The organism is Rhodococcus sp. IEGM 1306, from assembly GCF_036541985.1.
In the GTDB taxonomy this organism is placed as follows: domain Bacteria; phylum Actinomycetota; class Actinomycetes; order Mycobacteriales; family Mycobacteriaceae; genus Rhodococcus_F; species Rhodococcus_F qingshengii.
In genome coordinates, this window is record NZ_JAZHFF010000001.1 from 914842 (window position 1) to 939436 (window position 24595).

Annotated in this window: 22 protein-coding genes and 1 tRNA gene; 11 read left to right on the forward strand and 12 right to left on the reverse strand. The window is 62.9% G+C overall.

All coding sequences use genetic code 11. The features are described 5' to 3' along the window. Positions 1-53: 53 nt before the first annotated feature. The 3 genes from V3587_RS04550 to V3587_RS04560 all read left to right on the forward strand — a co-directional run bounded on the left by V3587_RS04550 (position 54) and on the right by V3587_RS04560 (position 3343). Positions 54-740, forward strand: coding sequence for a response regulator transcription factor (locus V3587_RS04550; RefSeq protein ID WP_003940586.1), 687 nt, complete (start codon positions 54-56; stop codon positions 738-740). After that, on the forward strand, positions 737-1732 hold the full coding sequence (locus tag V3587_RS04555) for a HAMP domain-containing sensor histidine kinase (RefSeq protein ID WP_007727705.1): 996 nt from the start codon (positions 737-739) through the stop codon (positions 1730-1732). The genes V3587_RS04550 and V3587_RS04555 overlap by 4 nt, the downstream gene beginning before the upstream one ends. Positions 1733-1840: 108 nt before the next feature. Continuing rightward, a complete protein-coding gene (locus tag V3587_RS04560; protein WP_306665674.1) occupies positions 1841-3343 on the forward strand; it encodes a DUF4153 domain-containing protein in 1503 nt (500 codons plus the stop codon). 73 nt (positions 3344-3416) lie between these two features. Here the strand turns inward: V3587_RS04560 and V3587_RS04565 are convergent, their stop codons facing one another. Beyond that, complete coding sequence (locus tag V3587_RS04565; RefSeq protein ID WP_283376169.1) at positions 3417-5753, reverse strand: arylsulfatase; 2337 nt, start codon at positions 5751-5753, stop codon at positions 3417-3419. A 205-nt stretch (positions 5754-5958) separates the two neighbouring features. Here V3587_RS04565 and V3587_RS04570 point away from each other — a divergent pair, with 205 nt between their 5' ends. Further along, a complete protein-coding gene (locus V3587_RS04570) occupies positions 5959-6627 on the forward strand; it encodes a TetR family transcriptional regulator (RefSeq protein WP_030534932.1) in 669 nt (222 codons plus the stop codon). A gap of 35 nt (positions 6628-6662) precedes the next feature. After that, a complete protein-coding gene (locus tag V3587_RS04575; protein WP_064444230.1) occupies positions 6663-7580 on the forward strand; it encodes a TauD/TfdA dioxygenase family protein in 918 nt (305 codons plus the stop codon). A 1-nt stretch (position 7581) separates the two neighbouring features. On the opposite strand, the gene V3587_RS04580 is transcribed toward V3587_RS04575, so the two are convergent. After that, positions 7582-8544: a formylglycine-generating enzyme family protein gene (locus V3587_RS04580; RefSeq protein ID WP_161120155.1), complete on the reverse strand. Its 963-nt coding sequence runs from the start codon at positions 8542-8544 to the stop codon at positions 7582-7584. Positions 8545-8593: 49 nt separating this feature from the next. After that, positions 8594-8669: transfer RNA gene (locus V3587_RS04585), tRNA-Arg, on the reverse strand. A 242-nt stretch (positions 8670-8911) separates the two neighbouring features. Here V3587_RS04585 and V3587_RS04590 point away from each other — a divergent pair. After that, complete coding sequence (locus tag V3587_RS04590; RefSeq protein ID WP_217017718.1) at positions 8912-10291, forward strand: LLM class flavin-dependent oxidoreductase; 1380 nt, start codon at positions 8912-8914, stop codon at positions 10289-10291. Between the two features lie 9 nt (positions 10292-10300). On the opposite strand, the gene V3587_RS04595 is transcribed toward V3587_RS04590, so the two are convergent. From V3587_RS04595 to V3587_RS04615, 5 genes are all read right to left on the reverse strand, one after another. Then, positions 10301-11299 carry a winged helix-turn-helix transcriptional regulator gene (locus V3587_RS04595; RefSeq protein WP_003940366.1) on the reverse strand — a complete coding sequence of 333 codons (999 nt, stop codon included), beginning with the start codon at positions 11297-11299 and terminating at the stop codon, positions 10301-10303. Positions 11300-11380: 81 nt separating this feature from the next. Then, positions 11381-12247 (reverse strand): acyl-CoA thioesterase, encoded by an 867-nt coding sequence (locus tag V3587_RS04600; protein ID WP_058037859.1) that lies wholly within the window; start codon positions 12245-12247, stop codon positions 11381-11383. Continuing rightward, on the reverse strand, positions 12244-13068 hold the full coding sequence (locus V3587_RS04605) for a DUF1295 domain-containing protein (RefSeq protein WP_042451087.1): 825 nt from the start codon (positions 13066-13068) through the stop codon (positions 12244-12246). Before V3587_RS04605 ends, V3587_RS04600 begins: the two co-directional genes overlap by 4 nt. Next, positions 13065-13988 carry an SDR family NAD(P)-dependent oxidoreductase gene (locus tag V3587_RS04610; protein WP_058037860.1) on the reverse strand — a complete coding sequence of 308 codons (924 nt, stop codon included), beginning with the start codon at positions 13986-13988 and terminating at the stop codon, positions 13065-13067. The genes V3587_RS04605 and V3587_RS04610 overlap by 4 nt, the downstream gene beginning before the upstream one ends. Next, positions 13985-15196, reverse strand: a complete 1212-nt coding sequence (locus tag V3587_RS04615; protein ID WP_030534917.1) for an acetyl-CoA C-acyltransferase — start codon at positions 15194-15196, stop codon at positions 13985-13987. The genes V3587_RS04610 and V3587_RS04615 overlap by 4 nt, the downstream gene beginning before the upstream one ends. A 123-nt stretch (positions 15197-15319) precedes the next feature. On the opposite strand from V3587_RS04615, the gene V3587_RS04620 reads away from it, so the two are divergent. Genes V3587_RS04620 through V3587_RS04630 form a run of 3 tightly spaced genes read left to right on the forward strand, consistent with a single transcriptional unit; the run spans position 15320 to position 18846 of the window. After that, a complete protein-coding gene (locus V3587_RS04620) occupies positions 15320-16552 on the forward strand; it encodes an acetyl-CoA acetyltransferase (protein WP_283376170.1) in 1233 nt (410 codons plus the stop codon). A gap of 48 nt (positions 16553-16600) precedes the next feature. Further along, positions 16601-18118, forward strand: coding sequence for a carotenoid oxygenase family protein (locus tag V3587_RS04625; RefSeq protein ID WP_214925572.1), 1518 nt, complete (start codon positions 16601-16603; stop codon positions 18116-18118). A gap of 5 nt (positions 18119-18123) precedes the next feature. Further along, positions 18124-18846 (forward strand): hypothetical protein, encoded by a 723-nt coding sequence (locus V3587_RS04630; protein WP_249342790.1) that lies wholly within the window; start codon positions 18124-18126, stop codon positions 18844-18846. Positions 18847-18920: 74 nt separating this feature from the next. Here the strand turns inward: V3587_RS04630 and V3587_RS04635 are convergent, their stop codons facing one another. From V3587_RS04635 to V3587_RS04650, 4 genes are read right to left on the reverse strand one after another with little or no spacing between them, the layout of a single operon-like run. Further along, the gene (locus tag V3587_RS04635) at positions 18921-20564 is read right to left on the reverse strand and encodes a long-chain-fatty-acid--CoA ligase (protein ID WP_082920612.1); all 1644 of its coding nucleotides are present in this window, start codon (positions 20562-20564) and stop codon (positions 18921-18923) included. Then, positions 20561-21616, reverse strand: coding sequence for an NAD(P)H-dependent amine dehydrogenase family protein (locus V3587_RS04640; RefSeq protein WP_214925567.1), 1056 nt, complete (start codon positions 21614-21616; stop codon positions 20561-20563). The genes V3587_RS04635 and V3587_RS04640 overlap by 4 nt, the downstream gene beginning before the upstream one ends. Further along, positions 21613-22383, reverse strand: a complete 771-nt coding sequence (locus tag V3587_RS04645; RefSeq protein ID WP_283376171.1) for an SDR family oxidoreductase — start codon at positions 22381-22383, stop codon at positions 21613-21615. Before V3587_RS04645 ends, V3587_RS04640 begins: the two co-directional genes overlap by 4 nt. After that, on the reverse strand, positions 22380-22967 hold the full coding sequence (locus V3587_RS04650) for a nuclear transport factor 2 family protein (RefSeq protein WP_042921371.1): 588 nt from the start codon (positions 22965-22967) through the stop codon (positions 22380-22382). Before V3587_RS04650 ends, V3587_RS04645 begins: the two co-directional genes overlap by 4 nt. A 114-nt stretch (positions 22968-23081) precedes the next feature. Here V3587_RS04650 and V3587_RS04655 point away from each other — a divergent pair, with 114 nt between their 5' ends. Both V3587_RS04655 and V3587_RS04660 read left to right on the forward strand, forming a co-directional pair. Next, entirely contained in the window at positions 23082-23885 is an 804-nt protein-coding gene (locus V3587_RS04655; protein WP_021345217.1) for an ABC transporter ATP-binding protein, read from the forward strand. Next, complete coding sequence (locus V3587_RS04660; protein WP_003939931.1) at positions 23882-24595, forward strand: ABC transporter ATP-binding protein; 714 nt, start codon at positions 23882-23884, stop codon at positions 24593-24595. The genes V3587_RS04655 and V3587_RS04660 overlap by 4 nt, the downstream gene beginning before the upstream one ends.

Sequence of the window (24595 nt, forward strand, 5' to 3'; positions counted from 1 at the left end):
ATCTTCACAAGTCCTCCCAGGTTCATCCACGAGGGCCGAATACAGTCAGTTCCATGAGTCAGCGAAGAGTGCTCGTGGTCGACGACGAGGTCAGCATCTGCGAGTCCATCGCGGCGAGGCTGCGTGCCGAGGGCTACGACGTCGAGCTGGCGTTCGACGGTCCCAGCGCGGTGGCCCGCTGCGAGCAGATGGATGCCGACCTGGTGGTACTCGACGTGATGATGCCGGGATTCGACGGACTCGAAGTCTGCCGCCGCATCCAGGCCGTGCGCCCGGTGCCTGTGCTGATGCTGACCGCTCGCGCCGATGAAACGGACATGCTGATCGGTCTCGGCGTCGGGGCCGACGACTATCTGAGCAAGCCGTTCAGCATGCGTGTGCTCGTCGCCCGGGTGCAGGCTCTGCTTCGGCGTGCGGATCGCGCGGAGCACGCTGCTCGCCCGGTGGCCGACCTCCTCGAGTTCGGTGACGTCGTGATCGACCTGACCGAACGTCGAGTGCGCCGTGATGCGCAAGAAGTTCACCTGACTCGCACCGAATTCGATCTCATCGCCTATCTGGCGGAGCGGCCGCGAGCCGCGATCCCGCGGGAGTCGCTGCTCGAGGAGATCTGGGGCTGGGGTGAGGGAGCGGGCAGTCGGACCGTCGACAGCCACGTCAAGGCGCTGCGACGCAAGCTCGGACCTTCCGTGATCCGGACCGTTCACGGGGTCGGGTACGCCTGGGACGTGCCGCGATGAGCGTCGTCGACCGTCTTTTTGCACGGTGGCCGCGGCCGCTGGACCCGATGCGGTCCTTCAAGGTGAAGGTCGGCCTCCTGGTTGTCGCAGCACTGGTGTTCGCCGCGGGTGGTTTCTGGCTGACGTCGCAACAACCGTTTCGTTTTGCTCTACTGACGGCGTTGGTTGTCGCTCTCGGCGTTACGCAGGTGCTCGCACACGGGATGACGTCACCGCTTCGCGAGATGACGGCCGCGGCGAAGGCGATGGCGCGCGGCGACTATTCGCGGCGAGTACGAGCGACTTCCAGAGACGAAGTAGGCGAACTCGCCCATGCGTTCAATCGGATGGCCGAGGACCTCGGGGCCGACGACCGGTACCGCCGCGAGTTGATCGGCAACGTCTCCCATGAACTGCGCACGCCCATCACCGCTTTGCAAGCCATGCTCGAGAACGTCGTCGACGGTGTCGAAGAACCGGATCCGGCGATGATGAAATCGGCGCTGCGGCAAACGGAACGACTGGGCGCGCTGGTAGCCGACCTTCTCGATCTCTCGAAACTCGAGGGTGGCGCAATGCCGTTGAAACGCCGCCGTTTCGAGGTCGAGCCGTTCTTACGCGAGCTGTCGAGTGTGAGTGCGGGCGACATCGAGATAGACGTCAAGCCTCCACAATTGTCCGTGGTCGCCGATCCGGATCGCCTCCACCAGGTGGTGACCAACCTGGTGGACAATGCGGTTCAGCACGGGAACGTCGACACCAAAGTTGTCATCCGAGTACGTACCGGCAGCGCGGGGGAGTTGGTGCTCGACGTCCACGACGACGGCCCCGGCATCGAACCACAGGCCCGTGAGCGAGTGTTCGACCGCTTCATCCGCGGCGGCTCGACCGACGGAGGCACCGGACTCGGCCTCGCGATCGCGAAGTGGGCGGTCGAATTACATGACGGCAGGATTGCCGTCGTCGATGCCCCGTCGGGTTGTTGCATTCGAGTAGTGCTGCCGCAGAACTGAATCAAAGTCCCTGACGAGATCGAGAGATCTCGCGATGGCGCATGTCTTCATCGGCATTCGTCTGTACTTCCGACCCTGAAAAATTGAACCAGACACATAGGAGATCACATGAGCGCTCCGATAGTAATTCCACCGAAACCGCCGATGCCGGCCGTAAAACCCAAGCGTTCCAGCCGGTTCTGGCGTCCCGATCGCACTTCGATGGCCACCCGCTCGATGCTCCTCGGCGCGGCCGCAGTAGGGGTGCTTGCGGCCCTGATCCTCGACCCAGGGTTCGCGAGTATCGCGTACTTGATCGTGGGTGCCGGTGTGGTGATCGTCTTCGGGATTCTGACGCCGCCGCGGATGACCGTGACGCAGTGGGTCGCCGCCATCGGGATGCTCGCACTGCTGGGTGTTGCCGCCGTTCGCGGTGCGGAGTGGTTGGTGTTCCTCTGCGTCGTGGTTGCATGGGTTCTGTTCACGTGGACTCTGATCGGCGGGCGGACGTGGACCGGGATACTTCTGGGAACGCTTGCTCCCTGGCGGGCACCGCACCGGACGGTCAACTTCGTTCGTCGTCGGAAGCTCGCTACCCGCTCTGCTCCGCGGGTGCCGGCGGCGCGAGTTGTCGTCGTGGGCGCAGTGTCGATTCTTCTCCTGTTGATTTTCGGATCTTTGTTCGTGAGTGCGGATCCGGAGTTCGCGAAGATCTTCGGCGGCTTCGCTCCGGCCATCTCGGTGTCGAACCCGGGGGCACGGATCTTTGCCGGCGTCGTGATGGCGTTCGGCACGCTGGTTGCGGTGTATCTGCGCCGCAGAACGCCGACGGTGGACGCGTTTGCACCTGCGCCGGCGACGCCGTTGCCGATGTGGGAGTGGGCGGTCCCGCTCGGAGTACTCAACGTGCTGTTCCTCGGTTTTGTCGCAGTACAGACGAAGACGCTGTTCGGGGGAGACGAGCACGTACAGGTGACCGATGGACTGACCTATGCGGACTATGCGCGTGAGGGTTTCTGGCAGCTCATGGCGGTTACCGTGCTGACGCTGCTCGTCATCGCCGTCGCAGTGCGGTACATCGACCGCCGCGACGCTGGATCGAGGCGTCTTGCCCGCGGACTGCTGGGTGCCCTGTGTGTCTTCAGCCTGGTGATCGTGGCGTCCGCTGTGCACCGGATGTGGTTGTACGAGAATCAGTACGGTTTCACGGTGCTCCGGGTCAGCGTCTTCGCGACAGAGCTGCTTCTTGGCTTCGTGTTCGTGTTGTTGCTCGTCGCAGGTATTCGGATGTCCGGGAAGTGGCTGCCCACAGCTGTTCTCGCCACTTCGGCCGTCGCGCTGCTGGCCTTCGCGGTGTTCAACCCCGACGCGTACATCGCGCAAAAGAACGTGGAACGGTTCGAGGGCGGCAAGAGCATCGATGTTTCCTACTTACACGGACTCTCCGTCGACGCGGTACCTGCCTTGGATCGTCTACCGGAACCGCAGCGTTCATGTGCCTTGAGCAGATATCGATTCGGAGTGCCGGGCACCACTGCGCCCTGGGAGTTCAACGCAGCGCGTGAGAAGGCCCGCGACATCCTGGAAGGTCGCCCGGTGGGGCCGTGCCTGCAGATGTACACGGTCGGATAGACGCAGGGCGATTGTGCAGCCGCGCGGCAGATGGCCTGCGCGGCTGCACAATCGGCGAGCGTCGCCTGGTCGATCAGTGCACGGCGAGTGAGATTTTCTCCCGTTCCTCTGCGGACACCACCTCTCGGGTGGATCGTAAGTCGACGGTCACGCTGTGGAGTTTGCCGCCGTAGCGGAACGTGCCCTTGTCCGCGAACTCTTCCGCGACCGGGCTTCCCCGGTTGATGCCGACGTCGAGCTGTTCGTTCATGCTGAAGATCGCCCGAGTGGTCTTCTCGATCCGGCCTTCGGAGACCACCTCGTCGTCGACGCTCAGGGTTGCGGTTCCACCCTTGCCGATTCCGCCGCCGTCGTACTCGAAGTGGACGGACACCTCGCGTGCATTGGGTGCCAGCGGGTTGCGCCCACGCACGAAGGTCCGACCACCGCCGCTGAAGTTGTAGCAGTAGACGGGGACGGAATCGAGTATGTACAAAGCGAATCCGCCGAACCGGCCACCGAGGCTGACCAGCATGCCGTCGGCGACGCTACCCAGACTCGCGGTCAGCGTGTATGAGCGGTTGAAGAACGTCGGCGCGGCTTTCTCGACCAGACCGTTCATGTGTGGGTACAGAGTGAGGGTCTTGCGGCCCATCATCGGATGCGGGGGTCGTGATTCCGCGGTGGCGTGGCGACCGACCGTTCTGTCGTCCAGCGGCAGCACCTGATATTTGGCCGCCTCGACGAGGAACTTTTCCTTGAGCCGGGCCAGGATCTCGGGATGCTCGTCTGCGAGATCGCGGGCCTGCGACCAGTCGACCGAGGTGTCGTACAGCTCCCAACGGTCCTCGCTCATCGGTGTGAGCTCGAGGCCGTGAGTGGCCATCAGCCAGGGTGCGCGGTGGGCCGTGACTGCGGTCCAACCGTGATCGTAGATTCCGCGGTTGCCGAAGATCTCGAAATACTGTGTGGTGTGGCGCTCTTCGGCGTCGGGCTCGGCGAAGGTGTAGTTCATCGCCACGCCTTCCATCGGTTTCTGGGTCACCCCGTCGACGCTGGACGGTGCCGGAATACCGGCAGCTTCCAGGATCGTCGGCGTGATGTCGACGCAGTGATGCCATTGCTCCCTGATGCCTGGCTTGTCGATCCCCTTGGGCCAGTGGGCGATCAGGCCGTTCCGGGTACCGCCGTAATGGGACGCAACCTGCTTGGCCCACTGGTACGGGGTGTCGAGAGCCAGAGCCCACGACGCCGGATAGTGCGGGTAGCTGGTTTCGGTCCCCAATTCGTCGTAGCGCGCCAGTACGTCGGATGTCGCACTCTTGTAACCGTTGAGGCCGGCGAGGTAGTTGAACGAGCCCTCCATTCCGCCTTCCGCGGAAGCGCCGTTGTCACCCATCATGTAGAGCACCAGAGTGTTGTCGAGTACACCCATGTCCTGCAACCGGTCGACGAGCCTGCCTACCTCGTCGTCGGTGTGCTCGAGAAATGCCGCGTACAACTCCATCAGACGGGCCGAGACCTTCTTCTGGTCGTCGTCGAGTTCGTCCCAGTGTGGGAGCCCCGGAGCCCACGGGGCCAATTCGGTGTCAGGAGCGACGACGCCCAGTTCCTTCTGCTTTTGGAGGGTGATCTGGCGTTGGCGATCCCACCCGTGATCGAATTCGCCGACGTACTTGTCCAGGTAGCGGTCCGGGACCTGGAGTGGAGCGTGGCACGCGCCGAAGGGGAGGTAGCAGAACCACGGCTTGTCGGGGTCCATCGTGTTGACGCCCTCGACCCATTCGATCGCGTGGTCGACGAGATCTTCGGACAGGTGGTAACCCTCCTGTGGTGTCTTGGGTAAGTCGACCATCGTGAAGCCCTCGTAGAGAACCGGGGTGAACTGGTCGGACTCGGCACCGAGGAAACCGTAGAACTTGTCGAAACCCTCACGGACTGGCCAACGATCGAACGGCCCGGCAGCGGTGGTCTCCCACGTCGGGGTCTGGTGCATCTTGCCGAAAGCACCTGTCGCATAGCCGTTTCCCTGTAGGACGCGTGCGACCGTGGCGGCAGAGGCGGGGCGGGTCCCGTTGTATCCCGGTGCCGCGTTGGCCATTTCGGAGATGACACCCATACCGACACTGTGGTGGTTGCGCCCGGTCAGTGTGGCGGCACGCGTCGGCGAGCACAGAGCCGTGGTGTGGAATCGGCTGTATTTCACGCCGGTTTCGGCCAAACGCTCGGCGGTGGGGGTGCGGCACGGGCCACCGAACGCGGAGGGTGCGCCGAATCCGACGTCGTCGATCATGATCAGCAGCACGTTCGGGGCCCCGGCCGGCGGGCGAAGCGGTTCCGGGCGGGTGTACGGGGGATTCTGATCGGGGTAGTACACGGCGGCCGCGACGTTCGGCGTCTCGGGAATGATCGGAATGGAATGGCGATTCACCAGCAGGCTCCTTGGCGTGTGCAAAACCGGGCGGATTAAGCAGTCGTCTTAATCTGGAGCGTATCGATCGGAATTCAGTTGGCGGCGTATGTCTCGTTGACTGGGACAACTACCCCCGTGAGTGGTTAAGGAGTCCCTGCACTCCCTAACCGCGCACAGGGGATGGGGCTTGCGGAATTAAGACAGTGACTTATATGGTCGGTGTATGCCCGCCTCGTTGGATGCCAAGAACGCCATGATCGCCGTCGCCGAGCGGATGTTCGCCGAGCAAGGTATTCACGAAGTGTCCATGCGGGACGTGGCGACTGCGGCCGGGCAGCGCAACAACTCTGCAGTTCAGTATCACTTCGGTGGGCGAGACGGTCTGGTGCTGGCCGTATTCCGGCATCGGATGGATCAGATCAACGCAGCGCGACTGACGTATCTCGACGACATCGACGCCAGTGGGCGGACCGACTTGGTCCGTGCTTTGGTCGAAGCCTTTCTGTACCCGCTGGCAGATTTTCTGGCGACGGTCGACGGTTCCAACTATGCGAGGTTCATTGCCCGAATCTCACCGTCGGTGGATACGCAGAGTGCTGAGTTCCGCGAGGTCAGCGAGGGGATCAACGAAGTTGTCGTCAGGTTGACGCGGGCGTTGCCGCATCTATCTCGCCGCGTCGCGGTCGAACGGATCGATCTGACGTTCAACATGAGCGTCTCCGCTCTGGCAATCTTCGAGCAGCGCCGCGAAGACGAAAACCCGGTTGTGCAGGCAGATTTCGATACGACAGTGGATCATCTGGTCGATCTCGCGGTAGGAGCACTGACCGCGCCCCAAAGCGCACACAAACGCACACGAGCAAAGCGGGTGCACGCGTCGACTGACGTGTGACCCCGCGACACGACACGACAGGACGGAGTCATTCGATGGCTACCCTTACATCCTCACGAACAGTCCAAATCGGCAATCACACAATCGAATTCGGACCACGCGGAATGAGGCGAAACCCGGAAGGCGTTGAATCGAGGCCGTACGAGCGGTTCACTCTGACACCCGTCACACCATTCATCGGTGCCGAGATCAGCGATATCGACTTGCGTGACCCGTCGGAGGAACAGATCGAGGACGTGCGTCGGGCCCTCCTCGAATGGAAGGTCGTGTTCTTCCGTGACCAGCCGATTTCGAGCGTGAATCATCGTGACTTCGCTGCCCATTGGGGCGAACTCGAGGTCCATCCACTTCTCCCGCAGGGAGAGGTTCCGGCAGTCGTCAGATTCGAACGCGGAGAGGACAGTCCAGGAACCGAGAACATCTGGCACGTCGACGTCACCTGGACGAAGACGCCGCCGCTCGGTTCAGTACTTCGGGCGATCGACGTACCGCCTGCCGGTGGTGACACGCTCTGGGCTGATATGGGTAACGCCTTCGACTGCCTCCCCGACGAGATCAAGGAATTGATCGACGGCAAGGACGCCATCCACGATTTCGTGCCGTCCTTCGGACGCGGCATGAGCCCGGAGAAGTTGGAACAGATGAAGGAGCAGTACCCGCCGGTTCTGCACCCGATGGTGCGTAAGCATCCGGAGACCGGGCGGAAGACGCTGTTCGTCAACAGCCTTTTCACCACCCACATTCCGGATATGGATTCTGTCGAAGGCAACGATCTGCTCAATTTGCTGTTCGCGCAGGTCAAGGTCCCGGACTTTCAGTGCCGCTTCAAGTGGGCGCCGAATTCCATTGCCTTCTGGGACAACCGGGCTACCCAGCACTACGCAGCGAGTGATTACTTCCCTCATCGCCGCGTCATGGAGCGGGTGGCAATCCTCGGAGACGTGCCCTTCTGATTTACGTCTGCGGAATGCGGATGATGCACCGGAAGCCGACGTGGCAGGTCGAGGACTCCTCGGATTCGCCCTGCCGCGCGGCAGGGCGGTAGCGCAGGCAGTAGTTCGGTGCACACAGATGTGAGCCGCCCTTGATCACCCGTCGTGCGTAGGGTTCGCCCGCCAACGCCTCCGTGGCGAACTCCGCTCGGGGATTACGAGGAATGCAGCACGACGAGGCCGGCGCGACGTTCTTGGAACTGTGGGCGTGGTCGGACGTGTAGTGATCGGCCGTCCATTCCCACACGTTCCCGGCCATGTCGAACAGTCCGTAGCCGTTGGGCCGGAACTTTCCGACCGGAGCGGTGCGCTCGTAACCGTCCTCGAGCAGGTTCTCCCAGGGGAACTGGCCCTGCCATACGTTGCCACCGGGCCGCCCGCCCGGAGAGTCGTGATCGCCCCACACGTAGGCCTGGCGATCGAGTCCGCCGCGGGCGGCAAACTCCCACTCGGCCTCGGTCGGGAGTTCCTTGCCGGCCCACGCGGCGTAGGCCTGGGCGTCGAAGTACGACACGTGGGTGACGGGGTGCCGTTCACGTCCCCCGACGTTGCTGTGGGCGCCCTCGGGATGGCGCCAGTCGGCGCCGGGAGTGAACGACCACCACTGGGTGTAGTCGTCAAGTGAAACCGGGCCGGGTGGCGAAGTGAAGACCAACGATCCCGGGACGAGGAGGGCTGGATCGGCGTCGGGATAGTCGGCGGCATCCGGGGCGATTTCAGCAGTGGTGACGTGGCCGGTTGCCTTCACGAAGCGTCGGAACTCGGCGACCGTCACCGCCGTCGTGTCCATCCAGAATCCGTCGACGGTGACCTGGTGAACTGGGCGTTCTTCCGGATAGAAATCTTCGGAGCCCATCCAGTACGTCCCACCCGGGATCAAAGACATGTTCTTCGGGGGAGTAGCCGTGGAGTGAGGCGTCGTCATGAATTCAAGAATGGCACGTTGGTCGCGCCGATGTGGGGAGAGTCCCACCTGGTGCCCTCGGCAGGATTCGAACCTGCGACCCTTCCTTTAGGAGAGGAATGCTCTATCCCCTGAGCTACGAGGGCGGGGAGCGTACCGACAAGCGCTGAAAACCCTGTGCTGCCGGGGTTTTCGCTTCCCGATACTGCTGTTGCGTCCGCTCGACCTGTCGGCACGAAGCCTCGGGCGTCACAGCTGCGCTAGTCAGTGTAGCGGCCCGCCGACGAGGTCGCGAAGTCGACGGTATCGCCGGGTGCAAGCAGGAGCCGAACCGATCGCACTGATCGCAATGGTGTTCACCGCGGAGCAGGCACGGCATCGTGCGGGAATGCCCCGCAGAATCCGATTCAACGCCTTTGCCATGAACTGCGTCGCCCACCAATCACCAGGTCTGTGGCGCCACCCGGAGGACCAGTCGTCCAGGTACACGGATCTGAGGTACTGGACGGAATTGGCGAAGCTCCTCGAGCGTGGACGATTCGACGGGCTGTTCCTGGCCGACGTGTTGGGAACGTACGACGTGTACGGCGGCAATCACGACGCAGCGCTGCGGCAGGGCGCGCAGGTACCGGTCTCGGACCCGCTACTGCTGGCGTCGGCGATGGCTGCCGTGACCGAGCACTTGGGCTTCGGGATCACCGCAGGTACAGCTTTCGAGCATCCCTACCCGTTCGCTCGGCGCTTGAGCACCCTCGACCACCTGACGAACGGGCGAATCGGGTGGAACGTGGTCACCGGATACCTCCCCTCGGCCGCACGGAACATGGGCGAGGACGACCAACTCCAGCACGACGATCGCTACGACCACGCGGACGAGTACCTCGAAGTTCTCTACAAGTTGTGGGAAACGTCGTGGGAAGACGACGCGGTGGTGCGTGACAGAACCACCGGGGTCTACACAGACCCCGCCAAGGTTCATCCGATCGAGCACGAAGGCAAGCACTTCACCGTTCCGGGCATCCACATCTCCGAACCTTCTCCGCAGCGGACGCCGGTCATCTTCCAGGCCGGCGCGTCGCCTCGCGGGGTTCGGTTCGCCGCCGAGAATGCCGAAGCAATTTTTGTCGGTGCACCGACAAAGGCGATTCTCAAAGACACCGTTGCCCGAATCCGAAACGAACTGACGAAGGTCGGGCGAGATCCGTACTCGGCCCGCATCTACACACTGTTGACGATCATCACCGACCGAACCCCTGAGTTGGCCCAGGCGAAGCTCGAGGACTACCGCAGCTACGCGAGTAGTGAAGGCGCGCTCGTTTTCACCTCGGGGTGGATGGGAATCGACCTCTCCGGATACCGAGCGGACGAACCGATCGGGAACGTCGAGAGCAATGCCATTCAATCCGCGGTCGCATCGTTTCGCCAGGCCGACGAGAAAGGTGGCGAATGGACGGTGGGGGACATCGCGGAGTGGGCGGGCATCGGCGGGCTCGGCCCGATCGTTGTCGGTTCCGGCGCGGAGGTCGCCGACGAATTGCAGGAGTGGGTGTCCGAGACCGACGTCGACGGTTTCAATCTCGCGTACGCGGTGACTCCCGGAACCTTCGAAGACATTGTGGAGCATGTGATTCCGGAGCTGACCAAACGAGGTGCCTACCAGAGCGACTACGACGAGGGAACGCTGCGCAACAAACTGTTCGGGCGAGGGGACAGGCTGCCGCTCGAACACCGAGGCCGGAGCTTCGACCGGATCCGCACTGCCGGCTGAGCGGGGACCTCAGGACCAGCCGGACCCGGGTACGTGAACCGAGGTGGTGAGGTCGACGGCCTCGATGTCCGAAGACCTCAACTCTTCACCGCACACACTGCAACCCAAGCGTGCTTCGAACCGTTTACCGCAGGCCTTGTGATGGAGAACGATGTCCGGGCCGTCCGCGGATCTGAACCAACGCTGACCCCAGGAGATCATGCACATCACCACGGGGAAATACGCCGTGCCCTTGGCGGTGAGTCGATACTCCGACCACTGTGGGCGATCCGGAAGCGGACGCGTTTCCATCACACCGATCTCGGTGAGGTGCTTCAAGCGATCCGCGACTATCGCCGGTGGTGCACCGGTGATCTCGGCGAACTCTCCGTAGCGGCGAGCGCCTCGGAAAGCTGCACCGATGATCGCCGCTGACCAGCGATTGCCGACAAGTTCCATCGTGTGAGCCAGAATTTCCGGACGGCGTTCGGACTTGGTGGAGCGTCGTCGCGATGTTGCTTCCGGGACACTGCGTGAGAAGTCCCCACTCGGACCCATTTGGGAGTCCAGGGATCGTACGTCCACGTCCTCGCCGCACTCCTTGCAGCGCAGGATCGGGGTGAAGTCGTTTCCGCAGGTGCTGTGCCGCAGTGGTGGAAGCGGCTGGGTTTCGTTGGGCGCCCACTGCTTCTCCCACGACCACATGGTGATGAGGACGGGCCAGATCGACTGCCCTTTGCGGGTGACCGAGTATTCGTGTCTGGGCGGGTTCTGCTGATACTCACGACGCTCGAGCATTCCGCCGGCCGTCAGGACCGCCAACCGTGAGGACAATACGGAGTTGGAGATTCCCCCGAGGGCGAGCCAGTCGTTGTATCGCCGCGACCCCAACAGGGCGAATCGCAGAATCCAGAGGTTCCACTCGTCCCCCAACAACCCGAGCGTGACGGCCAGTGCGTTCGGGCCGCCGGCAGGCAACTCGGTGACGCCCGCCGACGCGGTGGGTGTCGAAGATCCGGCTGCATTCACTCGTACCACCCCGAAATCATAGGCCGCGCACCCTGCGGCACCGCGAGACCGTACCGAATGGTCTGCAGAAAGAGTCGGGAATCACTCGGTGCGGGCAATGAGTAACGCTTCCTGAGTGATCTGGCAGATCTGGAGTCCGGATCGATCGAAGACCGCCGCATTCACTACTGCTCTGCCGGTGTGAGCTGTGGGGGTCGAGTGCTCGAAGAGCAGCCACTCGTCCGCCCGCACAGGGCGTTGAAACCACATCGTGTGATCGAGGGACACACCAGTCCAGTCCGTGTCGAGCGAGTGCTCCTGCCCGATGTCGTAGCCGTGCGGAGTCAGCGCGGTTGCCATCAGCATCAGATCACTGGCATAGGCGAGAGCAGCCACGTGAATCAGTGGATCGTCGCTCAGCCGCTGAGCCGAACGCATCCAGATGTTGCGCGGAGGCGCCGCCGAATGCGTCGTGGGGGACTGCGAATCGATGGGGGACACACGAATCTCGATGGCGGAGAACTCCTCCCACACCTCTCCCAACCCACCGTCTGCCTCGGCCAACTCCTGCAACGTCACGCACTCAGCGGGCGGGAGTGCGGCGGGTACTGCGCGACTGTGAGTGATGCCCTCGTCGATCGAGGAGGCAGAGACCGTCGAACGGCAGACGAGTCGTCCGTCCTGGTGGACGTCGACGCCTCTGGTGGACAGGCGTTTTCCGTCCCGAAGGCGATCTACCGAGAACTCGGTCGCGCGATTCGTCGACCCCGGGCGAAGGAAGTGGGTGTGGACGGAACTGATCGCTTTGCCGTCGGTAACCGTGTGCCCGGCTGCGAGAATCGACTGGGCTACCAGTTGGCCGCCGAACAGCTGAGGCAGCCGAACACCGTCGTTCGACCCTTGCCACCGGTCCGGGCCGGTCGATTCCAGATCGAAGACGTCGGCGAGACCACTCGTGGGGGCGCTCACGACGCGTGGTTTCGTGCCGGACGGGGTGGACGAGGTAAGAATCCGCTGGTCCGGGCGACGTAGTCGTCGTAGGCCTGCCCCTTGCTCTTGCGCATGCCGCGTTCGAGAAGGGCCTTACCGCTGTAGCTCACCAGCAGTTTGATCATGACGATCGGAGAGACGATCGTGATCAGCGCCAATGGATCACCAAGCGCGAGGATGAACAGTCCGACCCAGACGCATGCATCACCGAAGTAGTTGGGATGGCGGGTCCAGGCCCAGAGCCCACGGTCCATCACCTTCCCGGCATTGGCCGGATCAGCTTTGAAGCGGGAAAGTTGGTAGTCTCCAACCGATTCGAAGACGAAGCCGACGGTCCAGACCGCGATGCCGATCGCGCCGAGGACTCCGAGGGCGCGAAACTCGTACATCGCGAACTGGACGGGCAGCGACACCACGAGAATGAGAACGCCCTGGAGGCCGTAGATTTTGCGAATCAGGAACGGAACCAGCGGTCCCTGTTGATGTTTGAGCAGGGCAGTATAGCGCTTGTCCTGCCCGTGCCCACGGTTTCGGAAGCCGATGTACAGGCCGAGTCGCATTCCCCACACCACGGTCAGAGCCAGCACGACGAGGCGACGCAGATCGTTGCCGTCCGACCCGATGGACGTCAGGTACGAGACGACGGCGACGACGGCGAAGCCAGGCCCCCAGCAGATGTCGATGATCGAGTGATTGTTCATCCGGATGGCGACGGCCATCACGACTGCGATGAAGACGAGGACGGCGAGTGCGCTCACACCGAAGTTCAGTGCAAGGTCGCCCAGTGGGATGTCGGTCATGCGCGCGCTTTCTGATTGTGGTGGTCGAGCAGTTCGGAAGCGAAGTCCGCGAAGGCTTCCTGTGCGCTCGGATAGGTGTGAGGAGCGCCGAGTCGGCTGGTCACGAGTAGCGCGTCGAGCGCTTTGGCATCGAGTTCTGTGGTGGTGGGCAAGAATTCGGTCGAGCCCTCGACGGCGTCGGCCGAACGCACCCCGTTGCCTGCCGTGACGATCACCTGCCCGTTGGTCGTGGACTCGGGATCGACGAGGGCGGTGACCACCGGGGCTACCAGGTCGGCCCCCATGATGTCGATGAATCGTGGATCCATTCCGGATTCGGTCATCTGCGTAGTGGCATAGGGCAGTACGACATTGGTGAACACATTGCGACTCGCACCTTCGCCGGCTGCGGTGCGTCCCAATGCGATGACGGCACCCTTGCTGGCGGCGTAGGCGGACACGGTGGGTTCTCCGTGCAGTCCTGCGGTCGAGGCAATCATCACGATGCGCCCGAATCCGGCTTCGCGCATCACTCGGGAGGCTTCGGCGGCGACCAGTGCGGTTCCGACGACGTTTGTCGTGATGACGGTGCTGAGGTTCTCGGCGGTGGTGCGATGAAGCATCTGTGGACCGCTGACCGCGGCGCTGGTGATGCAGAAGTCGAGTCGTCCGAACCGAGTGAGAGCGTCGTCCACCAACTTTCGGCCGACCTCGGGGTCGGTGACGTCGTCGTGGTTGGCGACGGCCTGTCCACCGGTTTCGAGGATTTCGTCGACAACCTGATCTGCAGGCCCTCGGCCGCTCCCGTCGAGTGTGCGATTCCGATTGTTGACGATCACCGTGACCCCTCGGCTCGCGAGATGCAGTGCGACGGCACGGCCGAGGCCCTTACCCCCTCCCGTGACGACGGCAACGCGGCCGGAGAGTGAACTGACGGTCATGAGGCGATCCGTTCGACGAGCACCGCGACTCCGACACCGGCGGCGCCGCTGACCGCGGCCACACCGTAGCGTCCGTCGCTCCGTACCAGTTCGTCGACACATGCGCCGACGAGAATTGCTCCGGTGGCGCCGAATGCATGGCCCATCGCCATCGTGCCTCCGTTGGGGTTCATGCGGTCCGGCCCGGCGTCAAGATCGCGGCGGAACCGTAGGCATAGTGCGGAGAACGCCTCTGCGAACTCGAACACGTCGATGTCCTGTGGACGAAGCCCGGCTCGCGCGATGACTGCCTCCACGGCGCTCTGGCCCGCAGTGAGCATGAGGACCGGATTCACCGAAGTCGAGGCGGATCCGATGATCCGTGCGCGAGGGGTCAAGCCGGCTCTCGCCGCGGCTTTCTCGGATCCGAGGAGTAGGAGCGCTGCGCCGTCGGCCATGGCGGGAGAGGATCCGACGGTGTGCAGGTGTTCGATCTTGCCGACCTCAGGGTAGGCGGCGAGCGCGAGTGCATCCTGACCGGCGGCGCCGAGCCCTTCGAAGGCCGGAGGCAGCGCGGCGAGTCCCTCTGCCGTCGTCTCTGCCCTGACCAGTTCGTCGTGCGCGATTCCGGCTTCACCATTTCTGCCGGGGACAGGCACAACGGACCGCTCGAATGCGCCGTTGCGCCAGGCCTCGGCAGCCTTGTGCTGGGTTTCGACGCCGTACGCATCCAACTCGTCGCGGGAGTACCCCTCGATCGTGGCATTCAAGTCGGCGGCAACACCCATATGGATGGAACCGATCTGCGCGATAGTTGCCGGATCGGTCCACAGCGGTCCTCGATCACTGAACATCGGAGTCCGGGAGACGCTTTCGACGCCACCGGCCACGACGAGGGACACGTCGTCGCCGCGAATGCGGGCCGCGCTCTGGCCGACTGCGTCGACGCCGGATGCGCAGAATCGGTTGAGGGTTGCGCCGGGGACGGAGTCGCCCCAACCGGCAAGGAGTGCGGCAGTTCTCGCGATGTTCGCGCCCTGCTCGTCCACCTGCGATGCGCAACCGAGAACGACGTCGTCGATCTGTTCTGCGGCGAGGTTCGTTCGACCCTGCAAAGCCTTGGCCAGGTGGACGACAAGATCGACTGGGCTGTGTTCGTGGAGGGCGCCTCGCGCCGATGCTCGACCGCGCGGCGTTCGCACGTAGTCGAGGACAAAAGCATCAGTCATTTTCAACCCTTCAATTAGTAGAGTTACTCTGCTAGTTGTAGTACGGTTGCGGTGAAATTACAACCGCCGTTGCGCGGGTATCTCGGTGACGTCACCGAGGCCGGATCGGCAAGGGGAGAGGTCATGACTGTTTCGAACATTTGGATTCTCGGCGGGTACCAATCCGACTTCGCACGGAACTTCACCCGTGAGGAACTCGATTTCGCGAACCTTGCCGAAGAGGTGGTGAACCACACCCTGGACGCGGCGAAGGTTCCTGCCACCGACATAGAGGTGATCCACGTCGGTAATGCCTTCGGGCAATTGTTTGCCGGCCAAGGTCAGCTGGGCGCGATGCCCGCCACCGTGCATCCAGACCTGTGGGGTGTGCCCTCGTCTCGGCACGAGGCGGCGTGCGCATCGGGCAGTATCGCTGTACTTGCAGCGATGGCAGACCTGCGCGCCGGCAACTACGACGTGGCTCTGGTGATGGGTATCGAACTGGAGAAGACGGTTCCGGGTGATGACGCGGCTGGCCATCTGGGCGCTGCAGCCTGGGTCGGACACGAAGGTCAGGAAGCAAAATTCATGTGGCCGTACATGTTCGACCGTGTGTCGAAGGAGTACGGGCGGCGTTACGGGATCGACGAATCTCACCTTCGCGCGATCTCGCAGATCAACTTCGCAAACGCGAAGAACAACCCCAACGCGCAGACACGCGGTTGGGTGGTGCCCGATCTACTCGGAAATGCGGGTGGTGACGACACCACCAATCCCGTTGTGGAAGGTGGTGTTCGACGATTCGATTGCAGTCAGGTGACCGACGGTGGCGCCGGGGTTGTGCTGGTGACGGACAAGTACCTCCGAGAGCATCCTGATGCCGCGGCGACTCCGCTGGCCCAGATCGCGGGCTGGGGTCACCGGACAGTTGGTTTAGGTCTCGAGCAGAAGCTGGCCCGCGACGCCGATAATCCCTACGTGATGCCACACGTTCGGGATGCGGTGATGGGTGCCTTCTCCCGGGCCGGAGTCGACCTGGCCGGGATAGACGGGATCGAAACACATGATTGTTTCACGGCGAGTGAGTATCTCGCGATCGACCACATCGGTCTGACCGCGCCCGGCGAGTCGTGGAAAGCCATCGAGAGTGGTGACATCGCCATGGGCGGCAAGCTACCGATCAACCCCAGCGGCGGTCTGATCGGCGGTGGTCATCCGGTGGGTGCCAGTGGTGTTCGAATGCTTCTCGACGCGGCCCATCAGGTGACGGGAACGGCCGGCGGTTTCCAAGTCGAGGGTGCGAGCCGCTTTGCGACGCTCAACTTCGGTGGAAGTACGGCCACCACCGTCAGTTTTGTCGTCGACGCAGTTTCCTGAAAGTGCAGCCCAACCCAGCCTTTCCCCATCAGTCGAAAAGAGAATTCCATGGACGTCGAAATCGTAGGCAAGTTGTTGTCCACCCTTCCCGCCGATGACGATCACCCGTATCGCACCGGCCCGTGGCAACCCCAGACCACCGAGTTCAAAGCGGACAACCTCGAAGTCGTATTCGGTGAGGTTCCGAAAGACCTCGACGGTGTCTACCTGCGTAACACCGAGAATCCGCTCCATCCCTCGATGAAGGCGTATCACCCCTTCGACGGTGACGGCATGATTCACATCGTGGGCTTTCGCGACGGAGAGTCGTTCTACCGCAACCGATTCGTACGTACCGACGGCTTGGCGGCCGAGCAGGATGCCGGCGCTGCGTTGTGGGCCGGGCTTGCCGAGTCTCCCAAACTCAGTCGCCCCGAGGGCGGCAAGGGTGCGCGCACCCGGATGAAGGACGCGTCCAGCACCGACGTCGTCGTTCACCGGGGGACTGCTCTCACCAGCTTCTACCAGTGCGGAGATCTGTATCGTCTCGATCCGATGTCGGCGGAGACACTCGGAAAGGAAAGCTGGAACGGCAAGTTCCCCTTCGAATGGGGTGTGTCCGCGCATCCGAAGGTGGACGACAAGACCGGAGAAATGCTGTTCTTCAACTACAGCAAGGAAGCGCCGTACATGCACTACGGCGTCGTGGACTCGGCCAACGAGTTGGTCCACTACGTCGACGTCCCACTTCCCGGTCCGCGCTTGCCCCACGACATGGCCTTCACGGAGAACTACGCGATCCTCAACGACTGCCCCTTGTTCTGGGATCCGGTTCTGCTGGAGAAGGGCGCGCACGTCGCGAAATTCCATCCCGATATCCCGCTGCGTCTCGGAGTCATCCCACGCCGCGGAAATACCTCTGACATCAAGTGGTTCGAGGCCGATCCGACCTACGTCCTGCACTTCGTGAACGCCTACGAAGAGGGCGACGAGATTGTTCTGGACGGTTTCTACCAGGGTGATCCGGAGCCGTCGGACAACGGTATGGGCAATCAGTGGGAACGCGCCTTCCGTTTCCTCGCTCTCGATCGTATGCAGACCCGGCTTCACCGCTGGCGTTTGAACCTGGTCACCGGAGCCACGCGTGAAGAGCAACTCAGTGACTCGATCACCGAATTCGGCATGATGAACGGGAATTTCGCGGGTGAGAAGTACCGATACGCCTATGCGGCTTCTGGTAAGCCGTCGTGGTTCCTGTTCGACGGCTTGGTCAAACACGACCTGCTGACGGGGAACGAGGAACGATTCTCCTTCGGTGACGGCGTGTATGGAAGCGAGACCTCGATGGCACCACGCGTGGGTGGTACCGCCGAAGACGACGGCTATCTCATCACGTTGACCACTGACATGAACGAGGACGCGTCCTTCTGCTTGATCTTCGACGCTGCCCGCGTCGGAGACGGACCATTGTGCAAACTTCGCCTTCCCGAACGGATTTCGAGTGGCACCCACTCGACGTGGGCGCCGGGTGCCGAGCTCCGACGCTGGCAGAGTGCCGACACCGCCGCCGAAGCGGTCGGACTGTGACGGGCATGCACGACGCGGGCACGTGGGAGACCCTGCGGCAGGTGGTGATCGGTGCACGAGACCTGGACAAGACCGGTCAACAACTACGTGAAGCGTTGAATCTGGCACCAGGATTCACAGATCCACTGCTCGAAGACATCGGTTTGGCCGACGAGACCTTGGCCGTCGGGCCGCAGGCATTTCTCGAGATCGTCGCACCGCTCGACGAGACGGTCTCGCTGGCGAGATGGATCCGCAAGGGCGGAGGGGAGGGCGGCTATGCACTCTCGATCCAGGTTTCGAACATCGAGCCCTATCTGGAACGTGCAGCTGCGGCCGATGTTCGGACGGTGGCAGATCTCGAGGCCTACGGTCACCGGATCGTCCAACTTCATCCCGGTGATCTCGGACTGCTCGTAGAACTCGACGAGATTCCCGACGCCGACGAGTGGTTCTGGGATGAGACGGAGAATGAGGTTTCCCTCGATCCCTGGGTCGACGACATCCTCGGCGTCGACGTGTCCTCGCCCGATCCGGCGAGGACGGCGACGCTGTGGGCCGAAGTGTTCGGAAAGAAACCGGTCTCGGCGCAACCACTCTCGATCAGGCTGGGATCACGCGTCGTGTCGTTCGTTCCGGGGGAGCGGTCGATGCTCACTGCAATCGATCTGGCGGCGTCGAGCGGCGCGTCTGCCGTCGAGCCCGGGCTGAGTGTCGGCGGCGTGGAATTCCGGATTCACCCACGCTGAGCGTGCTTCACATCGAATGACAGAAATCGGGGCCGATCGCTCGAAGCGACCGGCCCCGAATTCGTGTCATGGACTCAAGCGAAGTCCTGTCGCAAACGAGTCTTGAGCAGCTTCCCGCTAGCGTTGCGTGGCAGCTCCTCGATGAACCGAACCGCACTGGGGCACTTGAAGTGAGCCAGTCGTTCGCGTGACCACTCGATGATCTCCGCTTCGGTTGCATCCGAATCAGCAGCTCGAACGACCACGGCAAGGGGAGTCTCACCCCACCGATCGGAGTGAACGCCGACTACCGCGACCTCGCGGATGCCGGGGTGGCCGGAGAGAACACTCTCCACCTCGGCCGGATAGACGTTCTCACCGCCGGAGACGATCATGTCCTTGAGGCGGTCGTGGAGGTAGAGATAGCCGTCCTCGTCGAACGATCCGCCGTCTCCGGTGCGAAGCCAGTCGCCGTCCAACATGGTGGCCGCAGTGGCTGCTTCGTTACGCCAGTAACGCTTCATGACGTGAGCGCCGCCGATGACGACCTCTCCGCGGGTACCGACCGGGACGTCTTCGAGCGTCACGGGATCGACTATGCGGATGGGCACTCCGAACATCGGCTGCCCGACGGACTTCAACCGATGCGCGGTCGACTCGTCGGTCGCCCGATGATCTTCCGGGGTCAGCATGGTGACGCCGCCGGTCGACTCGGTGAGACCGTATGCCTGCAGGAAACTACACCCGAAGACCTCGGTCGCGTCTTGCAACAGGGGCAGTGGCATCGGCGCGGCTCCGTAGACCAGGAACTGCAGGGCACTCCAATCTGCCTCGCGCACAGCCGGAAGGGAGGTCAGGACGCTGATCACCGCGGGAACGGCGACCGCATGCGTGACTTTGTACTCCTGCATCAGCGCGACGAGTTCGAGAGGTCCGGCGATGGTCTCGAGCAGTAGAGCGCCACCGCCGAGCGTCGTGACCAGGGCGAGACCCAGTCCGGCCACATGGAAGAACGGAACCGGGCACATAGCCACGGAGTCGGTGTCGAGATCGAGCAGGTGATACATGGTGGCGAGGGCACGGCCGAGGTTGGCGCCGGTGAGTTCGATTCCCTTGGGGTGACCGGTGGTTCCCGACGAGTAGAAGATCAGCGCTGTGTCGTCGGGGCGGCGCGACGACCCCGGATCGTCGTCGCCGACACCGGAAAGCCAGTCGTTCCACGAGATCGAGTTTCCGGAACCGTCCACCGTGACGACGGTCCGGACGCTACCGACCGCCGCGGCGACGTCGGAGAGGCCCTCATCGCCTGCTCCGAGTACGACGACGGTCGGCTCGCTGTTGCTCAGGATGTAGTCGACCTCGCCCGGTGCCAGCCGATTGTTGACGGCCGTCAGGATCGAGCCCATCTTCGAAGATCCGTACAGGACGGAGAGGAAAGACGGTGCATTGGCCCCGATGTACGCCACCCGGTCGCCGGGTCGAACACCATCGCGCAGAAGTGCATTCGCGACACGATTTGTTTCGATGTCGAGTTCGCGGAAACTGGTACGCCCGTCATCGGAGATGACGGCGGTGCTCTCCGGACTGGCAATCGCCCGGCTGCGTAGCAAGTCTTCCAGATTCTGCACGGGGCGACCGTCGGGCAGGAGCGCGTTCACGGAAGGTTCACGGACGGCAGGTTCACGGGTGGCAGGTTCACGGGTGGCAGTCGAACCTACGTCCGTCGGCTGAGTTGTCATGCTGAATGCTCCAATCTGAAGGGGGCAAAGACAGGGGGTTCGAAAATGCCGGCGGGAGCAGCGAGTACATGCTCGACGGCGCGTAGTGCCGGGCCTGCAGTGATGAACTGACCGGCTGTCGTGCGACTGTTCGGATCTTGTGGTTCGACCAGGTTGACGGTCATCACGATCTCGGGTTTGCCGAAGAGGTGGACTTCCCATTGGTCCCGTCCCGCGTATTCGTCGCGATCAGGTTCCATGGTCCAGATGATGGCGAGGGTGAGGAACTGCTTTCCGTCGACCATTGCGTGCCAGCGCCATTCGGTGGTTCCGACGGTTCCCGCGGCGATGCGTCCGGCGGCGACGTCGAGATCCTTACGTGCCGGAACGACCCTGTGATCGGACACGACCTCGTCGTAGGTGACGCCCAGGCGCTCGCACATGAACGCGATGGTCTCGAGGTACAGCGACGCGTACAGCGAGGGCAACGGCCCGGTGCCGTCCAGGTCCTTCGGGGGCGAACCCATTCCCATGACGGTGAACGCGAAGTCGGGGTCAGGCATGCCGCGAGCGTCGAGCACCTCGTCGATCGTAATTCGGTCGAGTTCGATCGATGTTCCCGTCAGCGCCAACGCCAATCGCTCGCCGATGACACCTGGGCTCACGCCGACCCCGTAGAGCGTCGAATCGCCTTCCTTGCATGCTTGGGCGAACATGTGCTCGCGTTCGGTGCCGTGTGCGCGGGGGAAGTGCTGCCCGGCCGTCGTGATCACGTTGATCCCGGCGCGAAGCAGACGGCACAGATCGTCGTCGTGGCGTTCGTACGGAATCTGCAACCGCGGACTGTGGATGAGAACCTGTGGGCGCGAGCGGATGATCTCGTCCACGTCGCGTGTAGCGATCACCCCCGTCGGTGCTCGTCTGGCGATGTCACCGGCGTCTCGACCCGCCTTGGCGTCGCTGTACACGTAGAGGCCGACCAACTCGAGGTCGGGACGATCGATGATTCCGCGTAGCGCTGTCTTGCCGATGGCACCGGTCGCCCACTGGGCAACACGAATCGGATCGCTCATGATCGGGTGGTCAGTTCGCCGGCGAAGAGGAGCTTGCCCAGTCCGCGTTCGTACCGAATCGGGTCGCGGGCCAGGCGCGCACGCGCGTCGATTGCCATGAAATCGGTGTCGCACGTCCACTCGCCGCGTTGCATGGCGGCGAGTCCGGTTGCCGCGATGTCGAGAGGGTTTTCCTTGTGGCCCTGCACATGTGACGCCATGCGGGTGTCGACGCTGCCGACGATCAACGACGTGACGGTGATGCCGTGCGGTTCGAGTTCGGCGCGAGCGATGCCGCCGAGCGACAGAGCAGCCGCCTTGGCCGGTGAATAGCCACCCATGAAGGCGGTCGGAGCGATTGCGGCCACCGACAGGACGTTGACTATCGATCCTCCGCCGCGGGCGGCGAGTACCGGCGAGAAGGCGCGGATCATCGTCAGAGGCCCGAAGTAGTTGACCTCCATCTCGGCTCGCGCAGCCGCTTGGTCGTAGGCCTCGATCAACCGATTCCCGGTGAACAGTCCGGCATTGTTGACGACCACTGTGGTGTCACCGCACTCCCTGGCCGCTGCATCGACGAGTCCTGGATCGGTCACGTCGAGTTCGACGATGTGTGCTCCGGTGGATCGCAGCTCGGCGGGCGCCTCGTCGGGATTTCTCACCCCTGCATAAATTTTGGCGGCACCCATCGACTTCGCCTGTTGGACGAAGGCCAAGCCGAGCCCTCGATTGGCGCCGGTGACGAGGACAGTCGCGCCCTCTATCGGCGTTCCGCGAAACCTTGTCATGAGTGCTCCTGTGTCTGCCGGGTGTAGATGAGGTCGTCGGGAAATTTCTTGCTCTTCTTCAAGGACGTTTCAGGCGCGAGCATCCCGAAGATCCAGCCTTCGGCTGTGGCCATGTCGTGGTTCCAGTCCCACCGCAGGGCGCGGTGGCGGATTCCCCACCTGCCGTCCTCGTAGCCGAAGCGGTCGATCAGGCGCGCCGAGGTGAGTGTGTCGGCTATGCCGTCCGAGTGCTTGATTCGTGCGAAGGCAAGCACGTAGGACTCGACGTGTGCTGTGTCCCCGTCGAGTTCGATCAGGACGTTGGTCATTGCGTGGGTGGTCAGTGACCGTGGGTGAGTGATGGCCCCGGCGATGTGGTCGATGTAGTCGTCGGCGGTGCCGGTGAAGACACCCCCGTGGTCTTCGGTTGCGCCGGGTAGATAACACCGCCTGGCGTCCTCGACGTCGCCGCGATCGGCAGCTCGGAGGAAACGAGCCAGAACCTCGTAGATTTCCTGCTTGGCGACGAGAGCGTCGACCGGGCTGTAGTCCCTGACGTCTGGGCCCCCGCCGCTGTCGACTGCGTGAATGTTGTTGGACCTCACGATGATGTCCCTTCTCGGCTCCGGATCGGGGGCCGCACGTTGACGGAGTGCCTCTGTTTACTGTAGTAATCTCTATCACACTGTTAATTGAAGTGTCACGAGGAGGTGAAACCAATGCTTGGAAACACACCACCCGCACAACCCGCGAATGACCCGGTCGTACTCACGCTCTCCGATGTATCGATCGAATTCGGCGGAGTCACGGCTCTCGACGACGTCGGCTTCGACGTCCACGCCGGCCAGATCTGCGGACTCATCGGGCCGAACGGCGCTGGTAAGACCACGCTGTTCAACTGCATCACAAGGATTTACGAACCGAGTCGCGGTGTCATCACCTGGCAAGGAACCGACCTCTTGGGATTGCGGCCCTATGCATTGGCATCTGCAGGGATCGCTCGGACCTTCCAGAATCTCGCACTGTTCAGCGGCATGAGCGTCTTCGACAACACCATGGTCGGCGGATCGTCTCGGGGCCGCTTCGGACTGGCGAGCGGGGTTCTCGGCTGGCCTCCAGCGCGCGCCCGAGTCCGAGAACTGCGAGAGAAGGCCTGGTACCTGCTCGAACGCCTCGAACTCGTCGACGTCGCGAACGCGCCGGCAGCAGGCCTTCCGTTCGGAACACTCAAGCGCGTCGAACTGGCACGAGCATTGATGTCCGAGCCTTCGCTGCTTCTGCTCGACGAGCCCGCCGGCGGGCTCACACACAGCGAAGTCAAGGAGTTGGGAGAACTGATCGTCTCGCTCCGCGACGACTTCGGCTTCGGAGCGCTTCTGGTCGAACACCACATGGGATTGGTGCTGGGTATCTCCGATCACGTTGTCGCACTGAACTTCGGCCACAAGATCGCTGAAGGTACTCCGGCGGAGATCCAGCAGAACGACGCCGTGATCAATGCCTATCTGGGGCGAGCGGCATGAGCCTGCTGAGCGTCGACGATCTGCATGCCGGTTACGGGCGAGGCAATGTACTGCACGGGGTGTCGCTCGACGTGGAACCCGGCGGGGTGGCTGTTGTTCTCGGCGCGAACGGTGCCGGCAAGACCACCATGATGCGTGCGCTTGCCGGATTGATTCCGCACCAGGGAACGATCACCTTCAACGGTTCGCCGCTCGGATCCAAACCTGAACGCGCCGTGGCCGCCGGCGTCAGCCTTGTCCCACAGGGCCGTGGAACTCTCGGTCAACTGTCGGTACGTGACAACCTGCTCGTCGGCGCTGCGCTTCGCAACGACAAGGCGGAGATCGAGGCCGACATCGAGCGGTGGTGTGAGACATTTCCGGTGCTCGCGAGGAGGTCCACACAGTTGGCAGGTTCGCTGTCAGGCGGTGAACAGCAGATGCTCGCGGTCGCGCGGGCATTGATGAGCCGTCCCACCCTGCTTTTGTGCGACGAACCGAGCCTGGGTCTGGCGCCCATCGTCATCGCCGAATTGTTCGACACACTCGGTGCTATCAACCGGAGCGACGGAACTGCACTGCTGATCGTGGAACAGAATGCCGATCTCGCGATGAAACTCGCGTCGAAGGTCTTCCTGCTCGACGTAGGCACCATCGTCGCTGCCGGCACGCCCGAGGAATTTCGTTCCGACGACGTCGTGCGCAGCGCCTATCTCGGGTACCAGGAGTAA